The organism is Glycomyces terrestris, assembly GCF_003933745.1.
GTDB lineage: Bacteria > Actinomycetota > Actinomycetes > Mycobacteriales > Micromonosporaceae > Glycomyces > Glycomyces terrestris.
On the sequence record NZ_RSEB01000001.1, the window covers coordinates 265,666 to 287,083 of the forward strand.

A 21,418-nucleotide genomic window follows, 5' to 3' on the forward strand; every position below is an offset into this window, starting at 1 on the left:
GAGCCGGGGCTCGGCACGGTCAGCGGAGGCGTCGGGCGATCGGGTGGGGTTCGTCTCCGATACGGGCGAGCCGGAGTTTGATGTCGACGGCTTGGACGCCGTATCGCACGGGCATGATCGGATTGAGGTCGAGTTCGGCGATCTCCGGGACGTCTTCGGCGAGGCGGCCCAGGCGCAGCAGGAGGTCGGCGAGCGCGGCGGTGTCGACTGGCCGCGAACCGCGGTGGCCCTCGAGGAGCGGTCTGGACCGCAGGGAGCGCCACATCGACTCCGCGTCCACGTCCGTGAGCGGCAGGGTCCGGAACTGCCTGTCGTCCATCACGTCGGTGGCCGTACCGCCAAGACCGACCACGACCAGCGAGCCGAAGGACGGGTCGTGGACGATGCCGGCGGCCACTTCGACGTCCGCGTCCAGCATTGGCTGGACGAGCACCGAGGCGTTCGCCTCGTCGTGGATCAGGGTGGACAGCTCGGCGAAGGCGACGCGGACCGCGTGGGCGTCGCGCAGGCCGAGCCGGACAGCGCCGACGTCGGACTTGTGGACCAGGCGCGGGTCGTCGGCCTTGGCCGCGACGGGGTAGCCGAAGGCGCGGGCGGCGGCGACGGCCTCGCTCTTCGAGGAGACACGGACGGCCGGCGTCGTCTGGATGTCGTAGCAGGCGAGGATCGCCGCGGCGTCGGTCGCCCGCTGCCAGCCTTCCCCCGCTTCCAGAAGCCTGTCGACGAGGGCGCGGGCCTCGTTGCGGTCGATGCACGGCAGGTCGGGGCGCGCGCCGAGCGGGCGGGCCCGCCAGGCCGCGTAGTCCGCGGCGCGGCCGAGTGCGGCGACGGCCGGCTCGGGGAAGGCGAACACGGGGATCCGCCTGGCGCCCAGGGTGGTCGGAGCCTCGTTCAGGCCCATGACGACGGCGGCCGCCGGCAGGCCGGGCAGTGCGTCGAGCGCGTCGGACATCGCGGCGAGGTTGCCTTCGAGGTCGCTGGCGCCGGTCACGGCGAACACCGCGAGGAGGGCGTCGACTTCTCCGGAGGCGCCGAGCGCGGCGATCGCTTCGGCGAACGCGTCGGGGCCGGCGGCGGCGCCGAGGTCGACCGGGTTGTCGGCGGCCGCCGCGCCGGGGACGGCCGCGGCGAGTCGTCCGCGCGCATCGCCGCCGAGGCCCCGGACGTCGAGGCCAGCGGCGGCTGCGGCGTCGGCGGCCAGGACGCCGACGCCGCCGGCATTGCCGACCACGCCGAGGCGCACTCCTTGTGGGAGCGGCTGGTCGACCAGGACGCGCGCGGTGTCCAGGAGCTGTTCGAGCGTGTCGCAGCGAATCACGCCGGCTTGCGCGAACAGGGAGTCGACGGCGATGTCAGAGGTGGCCGCAGCGGCGGTGTGGGAGAGGCCGGCCCGGCGGCCGGGCTCGGAGCGGCCGCCTTTGACGGCGAGTACCGGCTTGCGGCGTGCGACGGCGCGGGCCAGGCGGGCGAACTTGCGGGGGTTGCCGAAGGACTCGAGGTAGAGGGCGACGGCCTTGCAGGCCGGGTCGTCGTACCAGTAGGCGAGCAGGTCGTTGCCGGACACGTCGGCCTTGTTGCCCAGGGAGACGAAGGCGTGCACACCCGGCCCGGTGCGGGAGGCGTGGGCGAGCGCGGCGATCCCGACCGCACCGGACTGCGAGGCGAGGGCTAGGCCGCCCGCAGAGGGTGGTTCGGCGGCGAAGCTCGCCTGGAGCCGCACGGCGGTGTCGGTGTTGACGATCCCTAGGCAGTTGGGTCCGACCACGCGCATGTCGTGCGCGCGTGCGATGCGCACGAGCTCCTCCTGCGCCGCGGCGTCGCCGGTCTCGGCGAATCCCGCCGAGACGACCACGGCCGCCCGGGCTCCGGCCGCGCCGGCGTCCCGCAGCACCCCGGTGACGGCCGCGGCGGGGACCGCGATGACGACCAGGTCGACCGGCTCGGAGCGTTCGGTCAGCGACCGGACCGCGGGCAGGCCCTCCAGTTCGGCGGCGCCGGGGTGGACGGGGATGATCGGACCGTTGAAACCGCCCTTGATGATCGAGCGCAGCATCTCGGCCCCGACGCCGGTGCCGGTGCGGCTCGCGCCGGCGACCGCGATCGAGGCCGGGTCGAGCAGGGGCCGCAGCGACAGGCGCTCGGCGGCCCGTTCGCGCTCGGCGACGTCATCGGCGAAGGCGCCGTCGAGATCGGCGGTGAGCACGACGTCGACCACGCCGTCCGCGTATGGCATCGCCACCCCCGGAGCGAGACGGCGGGCCAGGCGCAGCATCCTGTAGTTGCCGCCGAGCACCTGCCCGGTCAGCTGTTTCACGCCGCCGGCGGCCGCGGCGAGGGCGAGGTGCTCCAGCAGGAGCGTGCCCAGGCCGCGGTGCTGGTGGGACTCGGCGACCAGCACGCCGAACTCGGCGCGGTCGGCCTGGTCGGGCGCGCATGCGAACGAGGCGACCGCGAGCAGGGCGCCCTCGTCCTCGACCGCCAGCGCGATGCCGCGGCCGGAGTCGTTGAGGCCGGCGAGCCGGCGCGCTTCGATGGCGAGGACGCCCCGGCCGGTGCCGAAGAAGCGGTAGCGCAGGTCGGCGGTCGGGCAGGCTTCGTGCATGGCGATGAGCGAGGGGAGGTCGAGCGGTGCGATCGGGCGGATGCGGACGATGCGGCCGTCGGCGTCGAGGGCGTCGACTGGCGCGGGCTGGCGGAGGTGCATGCCTGGCTCCTCAGGGTTCGCGAGCGGTCGGTCCGCCCCGACTCGAGCATCGGGTCAGCGGCGGCCCCACTTCCAGAGGCGAACGTGGGGCGGCGCGGGGACCTTGGTCCTCGGGCGCGCCGAAGGGCCCTAGGTCCCTTGCGGGACGGACCTCGGGGGGATGGTCCGGTCCTGCGGATCGCTGATACTTGATCCATGGACGGAGAACCGATCAGAGTGTTCCTGCTCGACGACCATGAGGTGGTCAGGCGGGGACTGTGCGAACTGCTGGAACGCGACGGCGATATCGAGGTGGTCGGCGAGGCTGCGGACGTGGCGGAGGCCGTCCGGCGCTATCCCGCGGCCCGCCCCGACGTGGCGGTGCTGGACGCGCAGCTCCCCGACGGCAGCGGTGTCGAGGTGTGCCGCAGGATCAAGGAGACCGACCCGGACGTCGCCGTGGTCATCCTGACGTCGTACGAGGACGACGCGACGCTGTTCGCGGCGATCGAGGCGGGGGCGGCGGGGTTCCTGCTCAAGCAGGTGCGCGGCAACGACCTCGTCGACGGCGTGCGCACCCTCGCTGCGGGCGGGTCGCTGCTGGACGCGCGGATGACCGGGGCGGTGCTCGAGCGGCTGCGCACGGGGCCGCCCACCGCCCCGGAGCTGGACGTGCTCTCCGAGCAGGAGCAGCGCATCCTCGAACTCATCGGCGAGGGATTGACGAACCGCCAGATCGCCGAGCGGATGCACTTGGCGGAGAAGACGGTGAAGAACTACGTGACCCGCGTCCTGGGCAAACTCGGTCTGGAGCGGCGCACGCAGGCGGCGGTGCTGGCGTCCCGGCTCTTCACCTGACCGGCACCCCGGAACGCCGAACCGGGTCGGCCACGGACGTCAATTCGGGGGCGGGAGCGGGATCGACCAGCGCAGCTCGGTGCCGGAGGGTTCGGCCGGGTTGACGGTGAACTCGCCGCCGAGCGCCGCGGCCCGCGAAGCGAGGTTGGCCAGCCCGCGGCGCGGTGCCTGCGGCGGGATGCCGATCCCGTCGTCGGCGACCCGGATGCGGAGCGCGCCGGCCTCGACCGCGATCGTCACCAGCACCTGCCGTGCATGGGCGTGGCGGGCGGCGTTGGACAGGGCCTCGCGCAGCATGGCGAGCACCTCGATGCGGACCAGCTCGGGCACCGCGTCGTCGACCGGCCCGGCGAACTCCACCTGCGGGGCGAAGCCGAGGTGGTGGCGCACCACCCCGCACAGGCCGCGGACGGTCTGCGAGAACGCCTGGGCCGTGTCGGTGTGCAGGCTGTAGATCGCCGCGCGCAGGTCGGAGATGGCCCCGTCGATCTCGTCGACCGCCGAGTGGATCCGCGTCGCGGCCTCAGGGGCGTCCACCAGGTGCACTATGGACTGGAGTTGGAGGCCGGTGGCGAAGAGCCGCTGGATGACCAGGTCGTGCAGGTCGCGACCGATCCGGTCGCGGTCGCGGAAGACCACCAGGCGCTCGCGCTCGGCCTGCGAGGCGGCCAGCTGCCCGTACAGCCGGGCGTTGTCGATCGCGACGCCCGCGGCGGCGGCGAGCGCCTTGATGATGTCCTCGTCGTCGTCGGTGAACATCCCGCCGCCGCGCTTGTCGGTCAGATACAGGTTCCCCCAGGCCTTCTCCCCCACCTTCACGGGCACGCCCAGGAACGTCCGCATCGGAGGGTGACCGGGAGGGAAACCGACGGAGGCCGGATGCCGGGAGAGGTCGGCGAGCCGCAGCGGCTCGGGGACCTCGATGATGTGCCCGAGGATGCCGCGGCCCGTGGGCGGGTCGCCGAGGGCGACGATCTCCTCCTCGGTGAGGCCGTGGGTGCGGAAGTCCGCCAGGCCCCCCGAGTCGTCCAGGACGCCGAGGGCGCCGTACCGCGCGTCCACCAGCGTGCACGCGGCGGCCACGATGCGGTCGAGGATCGCCGCGAGCTCCAGGTCGGATCCGATGCTGATCACCGCGTCGAGCAGCGCCCGCAGCCGTTCACGGCCCAGCACGATCTCGTCGATGCGCGACGACAGCTCGCCTAGCAGGTCGTCGATCGGCAGCTTCCGCAACTGCGGATCTCCCTGGTGCGGCGGCGAGACGGGGTCCATGACCTGATCGTATCGACCTCCGCCCCGGCCGCAAGGGACGGCCGTCTTTGGACCTCCGCATTGAGGACCTCCGTCCCTGCCCGGCGCCAGGTGCAGCCGCGAGGCTGGAAGCGCACCGACCACCGACCACCCCGAGGGGCCACTGATGGACAAGACGCTTCCGCAGCCGCTGACCGAGGCGCGACTGCGCCAGATCGACGCCTACTGGCGGGCCGCCAACTACCTCACCGTCGGGCAGATCTACCTGCTCGACAACCCGCTCCTGCGCGAACCGCTGCGCGCCGAGCACGTCAAGGCGCGCCTGCTCGGACACTGGGGCACCAGCCCCGCCCTCAACCTCGTCTACGCGCACCTCAACCGCCTCATCACCGAGCACGGCCTCGACGCGATCTACATGGCCGGCCCCGGACACGGCGGCCCGGCCATGCTCGCCAACACCTGGCTGGAGGGCACCTACTCCGAGCACCACCCCTCGGTCGGGCGCGACGAGGCCGGCATGGCCCGCCTGTTCCGCCAGTTCTCCTTCCCCGGCGGCGTCCCCTCCCACGCCGCCCCCGAGGTCCCCGGGTCCATCCACGAAGGCGGCGAACTCGGCTACTCCCTCATGCACGCCTACGGCGCCGCCTTCGACAACCCCGACCTCCTCGTCGCCTGCGTCATCGGCGACGGCGAAGCCGAGACCGGGCCCCTGGCCGCCTCGTGGCTGTCGAACGTGTTCCTCAACCCCGCCCGCGACGGCGCGGTCCTGCCGATCCTCAACCTCAACGGGTACAAGATCGCCAACCCGACCGTCCTCGACCGCATCCCGCGCCAGGACCTCCTGTCGATGATGCGCGGCTTCGGATACGACCCGCACCTGGTCGAAGGCGACGACCCCGACACCGTCCACCAGGAGCTCGCGGCCGCCCTCGACACCGCCCTCGCGGCGATCCGATCGATCCAGCAGGAGGCGCGCTCGGGCGGGACGGTCGAACGGCCGCGCTGGCCGATGATCGTGCTGCGCACCCCCAAGGGGTGGACCGGCCCGCGCGAACTCGACGGCAAGCCCGTCGAGGGCACCTGGCGCTCCCATCAGGTCCCGCTCGGCGCCGTCCGCGACGACCCGGCCCAGCTCGCGGCCCTGGAGTCCTGGCTGCGCTCCTACCGGCCCGAGGACCTCTTCGACGCCACCGGCGCCCCCATCGGCGAACTGCGGGCCGCCGCGCCGCGCGGGGACCGCCGCATGAGCGCCAACCCGCACGCCAACGGCGGCATCCTCCTGCGCGACCTGGTCCTGCCGGACTTCCGCGACTACGCCGTCGAGGTCCCCCGGCCCGGCGGCACCGACACCGAGGCCACCCGGGTGCTCGGCGAGTGGGTCCGCGACGTCATCGCCGCCAACCCCGACCGGTTCCGCCTCTTCGGCCCCGACGAGGTCGCCTCCAACCGGCTCGGCGCCGCCTTCGAGGTCACCGACCGGGCCTGGAGCGCCCGCGTCGAACCCGGCGACGACCACCTCGGCCCCGACGGCCGGGTCATGGAGGTCCTCTCCGAGCACCTGTGCCAGGGCTGGCTCGAGGGCTACCTCCTCACCGGGCGCCACGGCCTGTTCACCAGCTACGAGGCGTTCATCCACCTGGTCGACTCCATGTTCAACCAGCACGCCAAGTGGCTCAAGACCACCAACGGCATCCCGTGGCGGCGCCCGATCGCCTCGCTGAACTACCTGCTGTCGAGCCACGTGTGGCGCCAGGACCACAACGGGTTCTCCCACCAGGACCCCGGGTTCATCGACCACGTCGTCAACAAGAAGGCCGAAGTCGTCCGCGTCTACCTGCCGCCGGACGCCAACACCCTCCTGTCCACCATGGACCACTGCCTGCGCAGCCGCCAGTACGTCAACGTCGTCGTCGCCGGCAAGCAACCCGCACCCTCGTGGCTGACCATGGACGAGGCCGTGCGCCACTGCGAACGGGGCCTGGGCATCTGGGAGTGGGCCTCCACCAACGGCGGCACCGAACCGGACGTGGTCCTCGCCTGCGCCGGCGACGTCCCCACCCTGGAGACCGTCGCCGCCGCCGACCTGCTGCGACGCCACCTCCCGCACCTGAAGGTGCGGGTCGTCAACATCGTCGACCTCATGCGGCTCCAGCCCGACACCGAGCACCCGCACGGCCTGCCCGACCGGCAGTACGACGCGCTGTTCACCACCGACAAGCCGGTCATCTTCGCCTTCCACGGCTACCCGTGGCTCATCCACCGGCTCACCTACCGCCGCGCCGGACACGAGCACCTCCACGTGCGCGGCTACAAGGAGGAGGGCACCACCACCACCCCGTTCGACATGGTCATGCTCAACGACCTCGACCGGTTCACCCTCGTCATCGACGTCATCGACCGCGTCCCCGGCCTCGGCCAGAACGCCGCCGGACTGCGCCAGGAGATGTGGGACGCCCGCCGGGTCTGCCGCGAGTACACCCGCGCCCACGGCACCGACCACCCCGCGGTCGCCGACTGGCGCCCCGGGCGGCCGCTGAGCCTGTAGCCCGGCGCGCGACGGGGGCGGACCCAACCGGGTCCGCCCCCGTCGCGTTGCGCCGCAAAGGATCGGGACGCGGGGACGAACGCGGCCCTCCTCGGGACCATCGTCCCCTGCTGCACCGCCCCCCGCTCCGCCAAGCTGGCCACATGAGCGAACACCGACCAGCCGCGACCGGCGGCCGAGCACGGCGACCGGATTCCACCGATCGCGCAGCACACCCCGGCCCGAGAGGAGACGGGCGGTGACCGCCGCAGTCGACACGGGCGCGCCCCGCCACTTCCACAGTGCGACCACAGGCGACCTACCAGCCCTCCTCGCGAGCGACCCCGGCACCGGACTGTCCACAGCCGAAGCCGCCGCCCGCCTCGCACGCACCGGCCCCAACAGCCTCCCCACCGCCGCACACACCAGCCTGCCGGTGCGCATCGCACGGCAGATCCACAATCCGCTCATCTACGTCCTGCTCGCCGCCGGCGCCGTCACCGCCGCACTCGGGGAGTACGTCGACTCCTCCGTGATCCTCGGCGTCGTGCTGATCAACGCGGTCATCGGCCTCGTCCAGGAGTCCAAGGCCGAAGCCGAACTGGCCGGACTGCGATCGATGGTCCGCACCGAGGCCAGGGTCGTCCGCGACGGCCGCGAACGCACCGTGCCCTCCGCAGCGCTCGTCCCCGGCGACCTCGTGAAACTCGAGGCGGGCGACAAGGTCCCCGCAGACCTGCGGCTGACGCACGCGACCGCCCTCCGCATCGACGAATCGGCCCTCACCGGGGAGTCCGAACCCGTCGGCAAGCACGTCGAGGCCCTGCCCGCGGACCTGCCGGTGGCCGACCGGCGCAACATGGCCTACTCGGGCACCCTCGTCACGGCCGGGTCCGCCACCGGCCTCGTCTGCGCCACCGGCACCGACACCGAGCTGGGCGCGATCCACCGGCTCATCGGCGCCGCCGAGACGCTGGCCACGCCGCTGACGGAGAAACTCGCCGGGTTCAGCCGGATGCTGACCGTCGGCATCCTGGCGCTGGCCGCGGTCACGTTCGCCGTCGGGCTGCTCCGGGGCCACGACGCCGTCGCGATGTTCACCGCGGCGATCGCCCTCGCCGTCGGCGCGATCCCCGAAGGGCTGCCCGCCGCCGTGACGGTCACCCTCGCCATCGGCGTAGCCAGGATGGCGCGCCGCCGCGCCGTCATCAGGCACCTGCCGACGGTCGAGACGCTCGGCAGCACCACCGTGATCTGCACCGACAAGACCGGCACGCTCACGCAGAACCAGATGACCGTGCAAGCGGTCTGGACGCCCCGAGCCTGGTACGCCGTCACCGGCGCCGGCTACTCCCCCGAGGGCACCGTTCGCGACGCCGCGGGCGCGGTGGCCGGCACCGACCGCGACCACGCGCTGCACTGGACCCTGCTCACCGGCACCCTCTGCAACGACGCGAGCCTCACCTCCCATGACGGCACCTGGGACGTGGCCGGCGACCCGACCGAAGGGGCGATGATCGTGGCCGCCGCGAAGGCGGGACTGGAGACGGACGCACTCCGGGCGCGATGGCCGCGGCAGGCGACCCTCACCTTCAACTCCGAGCGCCAGTTCATGGCCACCCTCCACCGCGACGACCGCGACGGCGCCACCGTCGTCCTCGTCAAGGGCGCCCTCGAACGGCTGCTGGAGCGCTGCTCCCTGCAGATGGACGCCGACGGCACCACCCGGCCGCTCGACAGCCGCACCGTGACCGGCGCCGCCGCGGAACTGGCCGACCAGGGACTCCGCGTCCTCGCCACCGCTCTGCGCCCCCACGGCAACGGATCGCAAAGCGTCGAGCGCCTCGACGACGACGCCCTCGGCAGCGGACTCGTCCTCACCGGCCTCCAGGCCATGCTCGACCCGCCCCGCACCGCCGCGGCCGCAGCCGTCGCCGCCTGCCGGACCGCCGGCATCGCGGTCAAGATGATCACCGGCGACCACGCGGCCACCGCCACCGCGATCGCACGCGACGTGGGACTGCTCGATTCCCGCAACGCCGACGCGGTCATGACCGGCGCCGACCTCGCCGCCCTCCCCGACGACGAGCTCCCCGAAGCCGCGCAGCGCACCAGCGTGTTCGCGCGCGTCTCCCCCGAGCAGAAGCTGCGGCTCGTCGCCGCACTCCAGTCGCGCGGGCACGTCGTCGCGATGACCGGCGACGGCGTCAACGACGCCCCCGCGCTCCGCCAAGCCGGCATCGGCGTCGCCATGGGAGCCGGCGGCACCGACGTCGCCAAGGAAGCCGCCGACATGGTCCTCACCGACGACGACTTCGCCACGATCGAGGCCGCCGTCGAAGAAGGCCGCGGCGTCTTCGACAACCTCACCAAGTTCATCACCTGGACCCTGCCCACGAACCTCGGCGAAGGGCTGGTGATCCTGGCGGCCATCATGTTCGGCGCCGCCCTGCCGATCCTGCCCGGCCAGATCCTGTGGATCAACATGACGACCGCGGTCGCCCTCGGACTGATGCTCGCCTTCGAGCCCAAAGAACCCGGCATCATGACCAGGCGACCGCGAAAGCCGGGACAACCGCTGTTCACCCGGGCGCTCATACTCCGGACCGCACTGGTGTCGGTGCTGCTCGTCGCCGGAGCATGGTGGCTGTTCGACTGGGAGCTCGCCCACGGCGCCGACCTCGCCCAGGCCCGCACCGCCGCGGTGAACGTCTTCGTCACCGTCCAGGCGTGCTACCTGTTCAGCTGCCGCACCCTGACCGGGTCGGCGTGGCGGATCGGCGCCTTCACCAACCCCTGGATCCTCCTCGGCGTCGCCGTGCAAGCGGCTGGGCAACTCGCCCTCACCTACACGCCGGCGATGAACACGGTGTTCGACACCGCCCCCATCGGCGCCGACGTGTGGCTGCGCATCCTCGCGATCGCCGCGGCGACCAGCCTCGTCGTAGCCCTCGAGAAGCGACTGACCATGGGTGCGGCAACGAACCCCGCCCGCCGGCGCTGAGCTGCACGACGAAGGGGGCGGCCACGCGAACGCGGCCGCCTCCTCCACTTCGCTCGCCGGCTCAGGTCAGTCGGCGTCGCGGACGACCAGCACCGGGCAGCGGGCATGACTCACGCAGTACTGGCTCACCGAGCCGATCAGCGCCCCCACGAACGCACCGTGGCCGCGGCTGCCGACGACGAGCATGTCGGCGCCCTCGGACCGGTCGATCAGCACCCGAGCGGGGTGGCCCTCGGCGACGCACCGCTCCACCGGCACCGACGGGTGCTCGGCCGCCAGCTTCTCCACCGCCGCGTCAAGCGTGCGCCGAGCCTCGGCACCGAAGTCGGACGCCGCGATGATCGTGGCCCCCGACCCGTACGCGTACGGGTACTGCCAGGCGTGCACCGCCGTGACGGCCAGATGCAGCTCCTCGGCGTAGTCCAGCGCCCACGCCAGCGCCCTGGCGGACGACGCCGATCCGTCGACGCCCACGATGATGCGGTGCCGTGATTCGTTCATGTCGGTCATGGCCGTTCCCTTCTCTTGCGCTCGAGTCTGCTCGCGATGCCGCGGCCGCAGCAGAGCCGAAAGTCCCGACAGCAGGTGCCCGCAGTCATCACTGCAAGACCGGCGGCGCCGTTACGCTCGAGCCAGGAGCGCCAGGAGTGCCAGGAGCGCAAGACCCGGCCGGCGGTCGCGCCGCGGCCGCCGCACACCGGCCCGGGCAAACGGAGGCCAACATGGAACACGAGCGCAAACCGGTCGAACTGCGGCCGGAGGTGGCCAAGGGGTATCTGACCCACGCCGAGTTCGGACGCGTCGCGTTCATCGTCGACGGCCTCCCGGTCATCCGACCGCTCAACCACGTCGTGGTCGAGGGCGACATCATCGTGCACACCTCGCACGATTCGGCATTCGCCCAAGCCGTCCGGGCACGGCCGGACCTGCCTGTGGCATACGAGACCGACGAGATCGAAGCCCACAGCCACACCGGCTGGAGCGTCCTGGTCCGCGGCACCGCTACCGACATCACCGGCCATCCCCGCGCAGCGCAGCTGGGCAGGCAGGTCCCCTCGTGGATCGACCGCCCCCACGACGCCGTCATCGCCATCCGCCCGCACCAGGTGACCGGCCTGCGCCTCACCATCGGGCACTGACGCCCGCCGCTCCCGCTCGTGACCACCGCCCTCGGAACCGGGGACCTTCGGCCCTGATCCGCGACCGCCGCGCTGGCGAGACTGGAGTCCGAGAGGAAGGAGCGGGACATGTCGAACCGCGAACAGGGGCACGGCATCGTCGTCGGCGTCGACGGATCGAAATCGTCGCGGCGGGCCCTGGAGTGGGCACTGCGCCACGCCGACGCCGCCGGCCTGCCGGTGACGGCGGTCCAGGCGTGGGAGATCCCGATGAACTACGGGACCGCGGCGATGGTGCTGCCCGCCGCGGAGTTCGCCGACCGGGCCCGGCGCAGCCTCACGCAGGTCGTAGAGGAGGCCGCCGCGGCCTTCCCCCGGGTGCACGTGGAACGCAAGGTCAAAGAAGGCCACCCGGCGAAGGTCCTCTTGAAGGAAGCGGCCGGGGCGGAGCTGCTCGTGGTCGGCTCCCGCGGTCACGGCGGGTTCGTCGGCGCGGTCATCGGGTCGGTCGGCCAGTACTGCGCCACCCACGCACGCTGCCCCGTCCTGGTCTTCCGCGGCGTCGAATGAGGATCGGACGCGGACGCGAGGACGGCAGCGCCGACTCGCTCGCCCGCATCTCGAAAGAAGGGGGCCTGCCGTGAGGGTGGCCGTGTTCAGCTCCAAACCGTACGACAAGACGTCCTTGCACGATGCCGACCGCGACGGCGCCCACGAACTGGTGTTCCTGGAGCCGCGCCTGAACGCCGACACCGCGGCGCTGGCCGCGGGCTGCGAGGCAGTGTGCGCGTTCGTCAACGACGACCTCGGCGCGGCGACGCTCGCGGCCCTGGCCGACCGCGGGGTGCGGTTCGCGGCGCTGCGGTCGGCCGGGTTCAACCACGTCGATCTGCGGGCGGCCGCAGCGGTGGGCATCGCGGTGGCGCGGGTCCCGGACTATTCGCCGTACGCGGTCGCCGAGCACTGCGCGGCGCTGGTGCTGGCGCTCAACCGGAAGACCCACCGTGCCTACAACCGCGTGCGCGAGCACAACTTCGCGCTGACCGGGCTGCTCGGATTCGATCTCCACGGCCGCACGGTCGGCGTGGTCGGTACCGGGAAGATCGGGACGTGCTTCGCGCGGATCATGGCCGGGTTCGGATGCCGGGTCCTGGCGTACGACCCCTGCCCGAGCGAGGCGGCCCGCGAGGCCGGGGCCGAGTACGTGCCCCTCGAGGACCTGCTCGCCGCGTCGGACATCGTGTCGCTGCACTGCCCGCTCACGCCTGAGACGTTCCACCTCATCGACCGCGAACGGATCGCGCTCATGCGCCCCGGCGCGATGCTGGTCAACACCAGCCGCGGCGCGCTCGTCGACACGGCCGCGGTGGTCGAAGGGCTCAAGGACGGCCGGATCGGCCACCTTGGACTGGACGTGTACGAGGAGGAGGCCGGACTGTTCTTCGAGGATCTGTCCGACCAGGTCATCGGCGACGACGCCTTCGACCGGCTCAACGCCTTCCCGAACGTGCTCATCACCGGCCACCAGGCGTTCTTCACCGCCGAGGCTCTCGAAGCGATCGCAGCGACGACGATCGCGAACCTGGACGCGTTCGCGTGCAACGGCATCGGCCTCCACCCGGTGGGGCTCGACCAAGACCCCGCCGCCAACCGAACGGCACCGCCGCCGGAGCACCCTCCGGTGCGGATCGCAGCAGACGCACAAGGAGCACACCCATGACCGACCGGCACTCCGAACGCATCGTGGTCGCGATCGACGGCTCGCCGCCGTCCTTGGACGCCCTGCGATGGGCCATCGCCTATGCCGACCGCTGTGGCGCCATCGTCGAGGCACTGCACGTCTGGCACATCCCCAACGAATACGGCACCCCGGTCCCGGCCGTCCCCGGCGAGACCTTCGAGGCCACCGCCAAACGCTCGCTCCAGGGCTCGATCGACGAGGTCGTCGGCGACCGAACCGATGCGCCGGTCGAGGCGGCGACCCGCCAGGGATATCCGCCGAAGGTCCTGGTCGAACGCTCGGCGGCCGCGGACCTCCTCGTCGTCGGCAGCCGCGGCCGCGGCGCACTGGCCGGGACATTGCTCGGCTCCGTCAGCCTCCACTGCGTCACCCACGCCCACTGCCCGGTCGTCGTCATCCGCGGCTGACGTGGCACCAGACCAGGAACGGGCCGCGACCGATGGTCGCGGCCCTCCGGCGTCGGCATCGGCGGCAACCGAAGGGACCTCCGTCCCTTCGCCTGGGGCGCTTGGTCGCTGTGCCCGCACCGCCCGAAGTGGTGGCATGGAGGGGTGAACACACAGCTTCGGGAGGATGCCTTGGACACCACACCTCGAGTGCTCGTCGTCGGCGGCGGCCTGGCCGGCATGGAGACGCTCTTCGCCCTGCGCCAGCGCCTGGGCGACCGGGTCGACCTGACCCTGGTCACCGACCGGGACGACTTCGAGTTCCGACCGAGCACGGTCTACGTGCCCTTCGGCGGCGCCGAAGACGACCTGCGGATCCCGGTCGCCGTCCCCGCCGAACGGCAGGGGATCACGGTGCGGCGCGGCGAAGTCGCCTGGGTCGAGACCGAACCCAAGCGGCTCGCGCTCACCGACGGATGCACCCTCGACTACGACTACCTCGTCCTGGCCACCGGCGCCGCGATGCGACCCGAGCGGGTCCCGGGGCTCGCCGAACACGCCCACCTGGTCGGTTCCCTCGAGCAGATGCGCGAACTCGGCCGGACGCTCCGGCGCGTGCGCGACGCGGCCGTGGACGGGTCCCCGCAGCACGTCCTGTTCCTGGTGCCGCCGGGCAACGCCTGGCCGGGCCCGGTGTACGAGCTCGCGTTCATGCTCGAGACGTGGCTGCGGCGCTCGCGGGTGCGCGACCTGGTGTGCCTGACGTTCGCGACGTTCGAAGACCGCTACCTGGAGGCGCTGGGCACCGGACTGCACCCGGTCATCGGCGAGGAGTTCGCCGACCGCGGCATCATCAGCCGGGCCCGCGCGGTGGTGACCGGCGTCGAACCGAACCTGGTCCGCTTCGCCGACGGGACGGCGCACACCTTCGACGTGCTCGTCTCCTCCGCGCCCCACACCGCCGCCGTCGACTACGAGGGCCTGCCGAAGGACCTGAACGGGTTCCTGCTGACCGAACCGCAGACCCGCCGGGTCCGGTGCACCGACGTCGTCTACGCCCCCGGCGACGCCGGAGACTTCCCCGTCAAGCTCGGCTACCTCTCACTGCTCCAAGCGGACGCGGTCGCCGACGACATCACCGCACGGATCGACCCCGCCGCGGTCGGCGAACCGCGGCGGTTCGACCCGGTCGGCATGTTCGTCCTCGAGATGCTCGACGAGGCGGTGTACGCGCGCACGCCCTTGGCACTGACCGGGGAGCCCGACCGCGCCCGGGACGGGCGGCGCGTGGGCGTCTCCCCCATCTGGCACCTGGGCAAGAAGACCCTCGGCGTCTACCTGCCGCAGCAGTTCCGGGCCGGCCGGCCCGTCCACGGCGGCCTCCATCAACAAGCGGTCGCCCTGGGCCTGCAGGGCCTCTCGACGACCTGGTCGGACCGAGTGACGGAGTGACCTTCGGGCCTTCGTGCCGATTACTCCAGGCGGCCGTCTCCCTCGCGAGACGGCCGCCGTTCTGCTGTCCGCCGCCGGCTCGCCGCGGGACCTTCGTCCCCGCAAGACCCGCCTTCGGACCTCTCGAAACCCGGCGTGGACTGCGGTTTCCTTGAACTGTCACCGGATACGGTGCCCGAATCGAAAGGAACAGTCCGATGGCCACCGTCAACGCCACTGAGCGAGCCGCCACCACGACCACCGCCGTCGCCTACGTCTGGGCCGGCCTGCGCATCGCCCTGGGCTGGGTCTTCCTGTGGGCCTTCCTCGACAAGACCTTCGGCCTCGGCTTCGCCACCGCGAAGGAGGCCGCCTGGCTCGAAGGAGGGAGCCCGACCGAGGGCTTCCTGACCCACGGCACCAAGGGCCCGTTCGCCGAGTTCTACCAGGGCATGGCCGGCAACGCCTTCGCCGACTGGCTCTTCATGGCCGGCCTGCTGGGCATCGGCCTCGCCCTCATCCTCGGCATCGGCATGCGCATCGCCGCCGCCGCCGGCGCCCTGCTGCTGGTCCTGATGTGGACGGCCGCCCTGTGGCCGGAGAACAACCCGTTCATGGACGACCACCTCGTCTACGCCGGCCTCCTCGTCGGCCTCGCCCTCGCTCGAGCCGAGGACACCCTCGGCCTGGGCAAGACCTGGGGCGAGCTCCCCATCGTCAAGCAGAACCGCTGGCTCAAGTAACTCCAGTGGAACCGAAGCGGGCCGCGACCTTCCGGGCGCGGCCCGCTCTTGCGATCCTCGAGTCATCCGACGCACTCTGCGTTGATCCCCGGTGAGACCTCGGTTAGGTACGGCTGCGGGTCCACCAGGATTACAACCACGTCGAGATCCTAACTCGGCCATTCCCATGCGAGTCCGTACCGACGCCCCGGGCGGAGCGCTGAGAACGACACCTCGACGCGGGTGGTGTCCGAGACGTCCAGGTTGGGGTGCAGGTCCGGGTCCGGTGGAGGAACAAAGCGGGTCGCACCCTCATTCCGCCAGAGCCGCACTGGACGAACTCCACTGAACTCGAACCTCATGTGCAACTCTTACGTCCGACCGGTCTGGACGACCATCTCCACGGCCTCGTACTGCGGACTGAACTTCCGGCGTCTGGCGGGCATGGACGCGATCCTCTCAAATCAGGAACCGTGTCCAATATCCTTGTCACACCGCAAACGAGGTGTTTCGGGCATCGCGGTGGAGTGCGCCGGTGACGGCGTTGACGTTCGGCCGGGTGGAGGCCGGGACGCCGTGCGCTTCGTAGGCCGAGCGGAAAAGGCCGCAGGTGACAGGGGCTGGGTGACCCGCACGTGGCCGCAGCAGTGGCAGCTGTGCGACCGAAGCTCCGGAGCCGGGAGACGTGAGACGGCCGGACCAAGAGGTCCGGCCGTCATCTCGATCCGGGACTCGCGCGTCCGGACTCGATAACCCTTACTCGATCACGGTCTCCGCTCCTCGGCGGCGGCTGAGCAGGAGCATCGCGATGCCTCCGAGGCACCCGGCGAGGGCGACGACGGCGATCGGCAACACCGCGACGCCGGTCCGCGTCAGGCTCTTGTCGATCGGCAGCGGTTCGACCTCGACGGCCACTTCGCTGACGGGCGATTCGACCTGCTCGCCGTGCGGGTCCTCGCCGGCGGCGACCGCCGCATTGGTGATCGAGCCGGCCACGGCGTCAGCCCGCTGGACCTCGTACGTCGCGGTGCACATCAGCGTCTCGCCGGGTGCGAGGGTCGCCGGGGCCGCCGGGTCGCATTCGAGCTCGGACAACTCGCCGGAACCGGAGAACGCGGTCTCCTCGACCTCGACGCCGCTCACCGTGACGTTGCCGTCGTTCTCGACGGTGAAGGTGTAGGCGACCGTGTCGCCGACCTCGACTTCGTCGGCACTGGCCGTCTTGGTCAGTGCCAGTGACGGCGTCTGCTCGAACTCCACCGCGGTCTCGTCCTCGACCGGCGGGAGCGGGTTCCCCTTCGGGTCGTCGCCGGTCGCGGTGGCGGAGTTGGTGACACTGCCCCTGTCCACATCGCTCTGCTGGACCACGTACGTCGCCGTACACGTCAGCGCCTCACCCGGCGCTAGCGTCACCGGAGCAGCGATGTCGCACTCCAGTGCGGACAGGTCGCCTGCTCCGGAGAAGTCGCCTTCGCTGATCGCCACGTCGGTGAGCGCCACATTGCCGGTGTTGGTCGCGACGAACGAGTACGTGAGCGTCTCGCCGGCCGTCGCGCTGTCGCCCTCGACGGTCTTCTCGAGGGTCAGCTCCGGGTCGTTCGGGAGGAACTCCACAACGGCAGGGTCGGGCGGATCGAGCCCGACGAGATTCGTGAAGTTGTCGGGGCCGTTCTCGTAGACCGCGGCGGCCGAGGAGGTGACGTCGACGGTGATGGTGCACGAGACCGCCCCCGCCTCGAACTCCCCGTCCGCGACGAGGATCTCCGAGCCCCCGGCCGCGGCCTGCACGTTCGCGGTGCAGGTGCCTCCGATGTTGGGCGTGTCCGCGACGACCAGGCCGGCGGGCAGCGCGTCGGTGAAGCCCCAGCCCTTCTTCGCGGCGAGTTCCGCGGTGTTGGTGACCGTCAGCGTCAGCGTCGAGACGCCGCCGACGAACTCCGTCTCCGGTGAGAAGGACTTGTCGAGGTGCGGCGAGACGTCGAGGACCTTGATGTTGTCGTAGGCGCCGTCGTTGCCGATCCCGTTGCCGGTCTCGTTGCGCATGACGATCCCCAGCTCGCCGCCTTCGACGAGCAGGGACGAGTCGGCGGCGAAGGTCCCCACCCACACGTCGCGCGTCTGGCCGTTCTGCGCGGGCACGGTCATGAACTTCGTACGGGGATCTGCGCAGGGGTCGATCGCGCTGTCGGAGACGGGGATCTCTTCTCCGCCCTCTTTGACGAGGTAGAAGCGGAGCAGCGGGTGGGTCACCCAGCAGTTCACCGCGGCGGCGTCGACCGAGAACGTGATGAACCGGTTGGCGGCCTGGAGGTTCAGCATGCTCTCGGTCTGAAACATGACCAGGTTGTCGCCGCCGGAGCTCGCGGTGTACGAGGTGGCGGCGGCGTTCGTCGCCGGATCGGCCGCACCGGCGTTGGCGCCGAGCGCGTACGCGAGCGCGGTCGCGGTGTTGTAGGAGTCGGCCGGCAGTCCGTCGTTGAGGCAGTCCTGCGGGTCCTTGGGGCTCGTTTGGTCGAAGATGAAGCCGTTGCAGTTCGGTCGGCTGATCCAGTACGGGTCCCCGGTGTACGTCATCCCCATCGCGCCGGTGTACTCCGTCAGCAGCATGTTGGAGCCGGTCGCGCGGTTCTCGAAGTTCTCCTCGTAGAGGAGTTCGGCCGCTTCGGGCACCCCCGGTTCGGCGGTGGCCGCCGAGGGAGGCGCGCTGAGGACGAGCGTCCCTCCGAGCATCACGGCGAGCAGTGCGACCTGCAGCGATCGCTGGGCCGGCGCCGACTGGGCCGAAGGCTCGTCCGATCGTCCCCGATGGGCGGGGCCCGGCTTTCTTGGCGTATCCACGTTTCCCTCGTCTTCATTCGCGCACAGCGCAGTTCCAGTGGAGCTGCGGAAGCCAGTGAGCGGCTTGCAATGAAAGGCCCGCTCCGCTGGCAATCAGATGTCCGGAAAGCACCGGAATGCTGAGCTGATATTAGAGGAAACAAGGGGTGTCCAATGCGAATCCGGGATGGAGGACTCAGCGAAGTCGAGCAAAAAATGACCGACACTGAGCGGGTGGGAGGCGCCGGTCGGCGGCGGCTTTGAGCTGCGGGGCGGGGCGACCGCCTCCCGCCATACGACCTGCTGCAGGTCGGGCTCGGGCTCGCAGGCCGCGATGGCCGCGTTCATCACCGGGTCACGCCTCGCCCTGTCTCCGGGTCCGCTCGGGCGTGGTTCCCCTCAGGACGATGCCGGGCTCGAACTCCACGATTCGGCGCTCGCCCTCAGGTGGCATCAGCGGGGGCCGGCAGAGCGCGTCAACCGAGGCATCCCGGTTCATCGAGACAAGGCGAATTACAAGCGAGAGCTGGCTACGACGAAGCCCCAGACCGGGGACTTCGTCCCTGGTCTGGGGCTAACGGTCGGGCTGACAGGACTTGAACCTGCGACCCCTTGACCCCCAGTCAAGTGCGCTACCAAGCTGCGCCACAGCCCGTTGTGCCGCGTTGCCGCGGCGGTGACAACTGTAGCTCATGGCCCCGGGGGCCTCTGAGGCGAGGTCCCCCGTGTGAGACGGGCTATTTGCGTTTGTCTTTTTTGCGGGATTCGCGGGGTTTGACGACCAGTTCGATGGGCGTCCCCGGGAAGCCGAAGTCCTCGCGGAGCTTGCGCTGGATGAACTTGAGGTACTGCTTCTCGAACGGTGCGTTCGTGAAGAGGATGAAGCGCGGAGGCTCGGCGGCGGCCTGGGTGGCGTAGATGACCTTCGGGGCCTTGCCCGAGCGGGTCGGGTGCGGGGTGGCGGCCTGGAGGGTGGAGATCCACTGGTTCAGCTCGCCGGTGGTGATGCGCTGGCCCCAGCCTTCGAGGGCGACGCGGAGGGACCGGGCGATCTTCTCCACGGCGCGGCCGGTCAGGGCCGAGACGTTCACGCGCGGGGCCCACGAGACCTGGCCGAGTTCGCGGTCGATCTCCTTCTCCAGGTAGTAGCGCCGGTCGTCGTCGACCAGGTCCCACTTGTTGAAGGCGAGGACGAGGGCGCGGCCGGACTCGACCACCTGGGTGAGGACCCGCTGGTCCTGCTCGCTGATCGGCTCGGAGGCGTCGAGGAGCACGAGGGCGACCTCGGCGGCCTCCACGGCCGCTTCCGTGCGCAGGGCCGCGTAGTACTCGGTGCCGGAGGCGAACTTGACGCGCTTGCGCAGGCCCGCGGTGTCGACCAGGATCCAGTCCTCGCCGTCGATCTCGACCACGGAGTCGACGGGGTCGACGGTGGTGCCGGCGACGTTGTCGACGACGGCGCGGTCCTCGCCGGCGATGCGGTTGAGCAGGCTCGACTTGCCCACGTTGGGCCGCCCGACCAGGGCGATGCGGCGCGGGCCGCGCTCCTTGAGCTTGCCGGTGGGCTCCTCGGGGAACGCCCAGATGATCTTGTCGAGCAGGTCGCCGGAGTTGCGGCCGTGCAGGGCCGAGATCGGGAACGGCTCGCCCAGGCCCAGGCTCCACAGCTCGTGGATCTCGGCCTCCTGGCGCTCGGAGTCGACCTTGTTCGCCACCAGGATGACCGGCTTGCGGGTCGAGCGCAGGATGCGCACGGCCGCCTCGTCGGCGTCGGTCGGGCCCACGCGGGCGTCGACCACGAAGACGATGACGTCGGCGGTGCGCATCGCGAGTTCGGCCTGGAAGGCGATCGCCTTGGCCATGCCCTCGGCGTCGGGGTCCCAGCCGCCGGTGTCGACCAGGCTGAACTGCTTGCCGGCCCACTCCGCGTCGTAGGCGATGCGGTCGCGGGTCACGCCCGGCTCGTCCTGGACGACCGCGGCGCGGCGGCCCAGGATGCGGTTGACCAGGGTCGACTTGCCCACGTTGGGGCGGCCGACCACGGCCACCGTCGGGACCGGGTCGCGGTCGGTGTCGGTCTCGTCGAGGTCGAACTCCTCGAATTCGACCTCGAAGTCGTCGTCGGCCCAGGTCGGTTCGTCACTCATCGATGTCCCTGTTGTTCAGCAAGGCCAGGATCTTGGCCACTACCTCCACGATCGGCAGCGCCGTGGAGTCGATCACCACGGCCCCCTCGGGGGCCTCCAGGGGCTTGGTGGTCTTCGAGTCGGCGGTGTCGCGCCGCTCGAGGTCCTTCTTGGTGGCGTCGGCGTCGGCGCCGTTCTCGGCGGCGCGGCGCTTGGCGCGCTCGACGGGGTCCGCGGTGAGGTAGACCTTGACGTCGGCGTCGGGGGCGACCACCTCGACGATGTCGCGGCCCTCGACCACGATGCCCTGCTTCGCCTCGGCGATGATCCGGCGCTGCTCCTCGATGAGGAACCTGCGGACCGTCTTGTTGCCGGCCACGGCCGAGACGGCCTTGGTGACCTCCTCGCCGCGGATCGCGGCGTCGGCGTCCTCGCCGTCCACGCGCGTGAACGGGTCGGCGGGGTCGGTGCCGAACTCGAGCTTGGCGTTCTTCACCGTCTTGGTGACCTGCGCGGCCTGGGTGGGCTCGACGCCGGCCTTGAGGACGGCCAGGGTCGCCGCGCGGTACATGGCGCCGGTGTCGAGGTACGCGGCGTCGATCGCGGTCGCGAGGGTCTTGGACACCGTCGACTTCCCGGCCCCGGACGGACCGTCGATGGCGACGACCGGTCCGCTCTTCTGCTCAGGCATGTCGGCTCCGTTTCTTCAAGTGCAAACCCCGCAAACCTACATCATGCCAAGTCACGCGCCGTCTCC

Annotated in this window: 15 protein-coding genes and 1 tRNA gene; 9 read left to right on the forward strand and 7 right to left on the reverse strand. The window is 71.3% G+C overall.

The window, feature by feature from the left end:
• Positions 1-19: 19 nt before the first annotated feature.
• Positions 20-2,704: a bifunctional acetate--CoA ligase family protein/GNAT family N-acetyltransferase gene (locus EIW28_RS01255; protein ID WP_125245909.1), complete on the reverse strand. Its 2,685-nt coding sequence runs from the start codon at positions 2,702-2,704 to the stop codon at positions 20-22.
• Positions 2,705-2,899: 195 nt separating this feature from the next.
• On the opposite strand from EIW28_RS01255, the gene EIW28_RS01260 reads away from it, so the two are divergent.
• Positions 2,900-3,541 (forward strand): response regulator, encoded by a 642-nt coding sequence (locus EIW28_RS01260; RefSeq protein WP_125245910.1) that lies wholly within the window; start codon positions 2,900-2,902, stop codon positions 3,539-3,541.
• Positions 3,542-3,580: 39 nt separating this feature from the next.
• On the opposite strand, the gene EIW28_RS01265 is transcribed toward EIW28_RS01260, so the two are convergent.
• Positions 3,581-4,813, reverse strand: a complete 1,233-nt coding sequence (locus tag EIW28_RS01265) for a GAF domain-containing sensor histidine kinase (RefSeq protein WP_125245911.1) — start codon at positions 4,811-4,813, stop codon at positions 3,581-3,583.
• 145 nt (positions 4,814-4,958) lie between these two features.
• Here EIW28_RS01265 and EIW28_RS01270 point away from each other — a divergent pair, with 145 nt between their 5' ends.
• On the forward strand, positions 4,959-7,337 hold the full coding sequence (locus EIW28_RS01270; RefSeq protein ID WP_125245912.1) for a phosphoketolase family protein: 2,379 nt from the start codon (positions 4,959-4,961) through the stop codon (positions 7,335-7,337).
• A gap of 238 nt (positions 7,338-7,575) precedes the next feature.
• Positions 7,576-10,320 carry a cation-transporting P-type ATPase gene (locus EIW28_RS01275; RefSeq protein ID WP_125245913.1) on the forward strand — a complete coding sequence of 915 codons (2,745 nt, stop codon included), beginning with the start codon at positions 7,576-7,578 and terminating at the stop codon, positions 10,318-10,320.
• 66 nt (positions 10,321-10,386) lie between these two features.
• On the opposite strand, the gene EIW28_RS01280 is transcribed toward EIW28_RS01275, so the two are convergent.
• Entirely contained in the window at positions 10,387-10,830 is a 444-nt protein-coding gene (locus EIW28_RS01280) for a universal stress protein (protein ID WP_197717011.1), read from the reverse strand.
• Positions 10,831-11,042: 212 nt separating this feature from the next.
• On the opposite strand from EIW28_RS01280, the gene EIW28_RS01285 reads away from it, so the two are divergent.
• The 6 genes from EIW28_RS01285 to EIW28_RS01310 all read left to right on the forward strand — a co-directional run bounded on the left by EIW28_RS01285 (position 11,043) and on the right by EIW28_RS01310 (position 15,739).
• Positions 11,043-11,459, forward strand: coding sequence for a pyridoxamine 5'-phosphate oxidase family protein (locus EIW28_RS01285; RefSeq protein WP_125245914.1), 417 nt, complete (start codon positions 11,043-11,045; stop codon positions 11,457-11,459).
• Positions 11,460-11,567: 108 nt separating this feature from the next.
• Positions 11,568-12,008 carry a universal stress protein gene (locus EIW28_RS01290; protein WP_125245915.1) on the forward strand — a complete coding sequence of 147 codons (441 nt, stop codon included), beginning with the start codon at positions 11,568-11,570 and terminating at the stop codon, positions 12,006-12,008.
• A gap of 70 nt (positions 12,009-12,078) precedes the next feature.
• Positions 12,079-13,158 (forward strand): 2-hydroxyacid dehydrogenase, encoded by a 1,080-nt coding sequence (locus EIW28_RS01295; protein WP_125245916.1) that lies wholly within the window; start codon positions 12,079-12,081, stop codon positions 13,156-13,158.
• Positions 13,155-13,586, forward strand: coding sequence for a universal stress protein (locus EIW28_RS01300; protein WP_125245917.1), 432 nt, complete (start codon positions 13,155-13,157; stop codon positions 13,584-13,586). Before EIW28_RS01295 ends, EIW28_RS01300 begins: the two co-directional genes overlap by 4 nt.
• Before the next feature lie 171 nt (positions 13,587-13,757).
• Positions 13,758-15,017: an NAD(P)/FAD-dependent oxidoreductase gene (locus EIW28_RS01305; RefSeq protein WP_125245918.1), complete on the forward strand. Its 1,260-nt coding sequence runs from the start codon at positions 13,758-13,760 to the stop codon at positions 15,015-15,017.
• Positions 15,018-15,214: 197 nt separating this feature from the next.
• Positions 15,215-15,739: a DoxX family membrane protein gene (locus EIW28_RS01310; RefSeq protein ID WP_125245919.1), complete on the forward strand. Its 525-nt coding sequence runs from the start codon at positions 15,215-15,217 to the stop codon at positions 15,737-15,739.
• 735 nt (positions 15,740-16,474) lie between these two features.
• Here EIW28_RS01310 and EIW28_RS01315 read toward each other — a convergent pair.
• The 4 genes from EIW28_RS01315 to cmk all read right to left on the reverse strand — a co-directional run bounded on the left by EIW28_RS01315 (position 16,475) and on the right by cmk (position 21,352).
• Entirely contained in the window at positions 16,475-18,448 is a 1,974-nt protein-coding gene (locus EIW28_RS01315) for a DUF7507 domain-containing protein (protein WP_125245920.1), read from the reverse strand.
• Positions 18,449-19,116: 668 nt separating this feature from the next.
• Positions 19,117-19,190, reverse strand: a tRNA-Pro gene (locus EIW28_RS01320).
• Positions 19,191-19,272: 82 nt separating this feature from the next.
• Complete coding sequence (gene der / locus EIW28_RS01325; RefSeq protein WP_125245921.1) at positions 19,273-20,682, reverse strand: ribosome biogenesis GTPase Der; 1,410 nt, start codon at positions 20,680-20,682, stop codon at positions 19,273-19,275.
• Positions 20,675-21,352 (reverse strand): (d)CMP kinase, encoded by a 678-nt coding sequence (cmk, locus tag EIW28_RS01330; protein ID WP_125245922.1) that lies wholly within the window; start codon positions 21,350-21,352, stop codon positions 20,675-20,677. The genes der and cmk overlap by 8 nt, the downstream gene beginning before the upstream one ends.
• Positions 21,353-21,418: the final 66 nt, after the last annotated feature.

Coding starts and splice junctions, on each gene's coding strand:
- EIW28_RS01290 (WP_125245915.1), top strand. CDS start 11,568: ATGTCGAACCGCGAACAGGGGCACGGCATCGTCGTCGGCGTCGACGGA.
- EIW28_RS01315 (WP_125245920.1), bottom strand. CDS start 18,448: ATGCTCGGAGGGACGCTCGTCCTCAGCGCGCCTCCCTCGGCGGCCACC.
- EIW28_RS01270 (WP_125245912.1), top strand. CDS start 4,959: ATGGACAAGACGCTTCCGCAGCCGCTGACCGAGGCGCGACTGCGCCAG.
- EIW28_RS01300 (WP_125245917.1), top strand. CDS start 13,155: ATGACCGACCGGCACTCCGAACGCATCGTGGTCGCGATCGACGGCTCG.
- cmk (WP_125245922.1), bottom strand. CDS start 21,352: ATGCCTGAGCAGAAGAGCGGACCGGTCGTCGCCATCGACGGTCCGTCC.
- EIW28_RS01260 (WP_125245910.1), top strand. CDS start 2,900: ATGGACGGAGAACCGATCAGAGTGTTCCTGCTCGACGACCATGAGGTG.
- EIW28_RS01310 (WP_125245919.1), top strand. CDS start 15,215: ATGGCCACCGTCAACGCCACTGAGCGAGCCGCCACCACGACCACCGCC.
- EIW28_RS01280 (WP_197717011.1), bottom strand. CDS start 10,830: ATGACCGACATGAACGAATCACGGCACCGCATCATCGTGGGCGTCGAC.
- der (WP_125245921.1), bottom strand. CDS start 20,682: ATGAGTGACGAACCGACCTGGGCCGACGACGACTTCGAGGTCGAATTC.
- EIW28_RS01265 (WP_125245911.1), bottom strand. CDS start 4,813: ATGGACCCCGTCTCGCCGCCGCACCAGGGAGATCCGCAGTTGCGGAAG.
- EIW28_RS01255 (WP_125245909.1), bottom strand. CDS start 2,704: ATGCACCTCCGCCAGCCCGCGCCAGTCGACGCCCTCGACGCCGACGGC.
- EIW28_RS01285 (WP_125245914.1), top strand. CDS start 11,043: ATGGAACACGAGCGCAAACCGGTCGAACTGCGGCCGGAGGTGGCCAAG.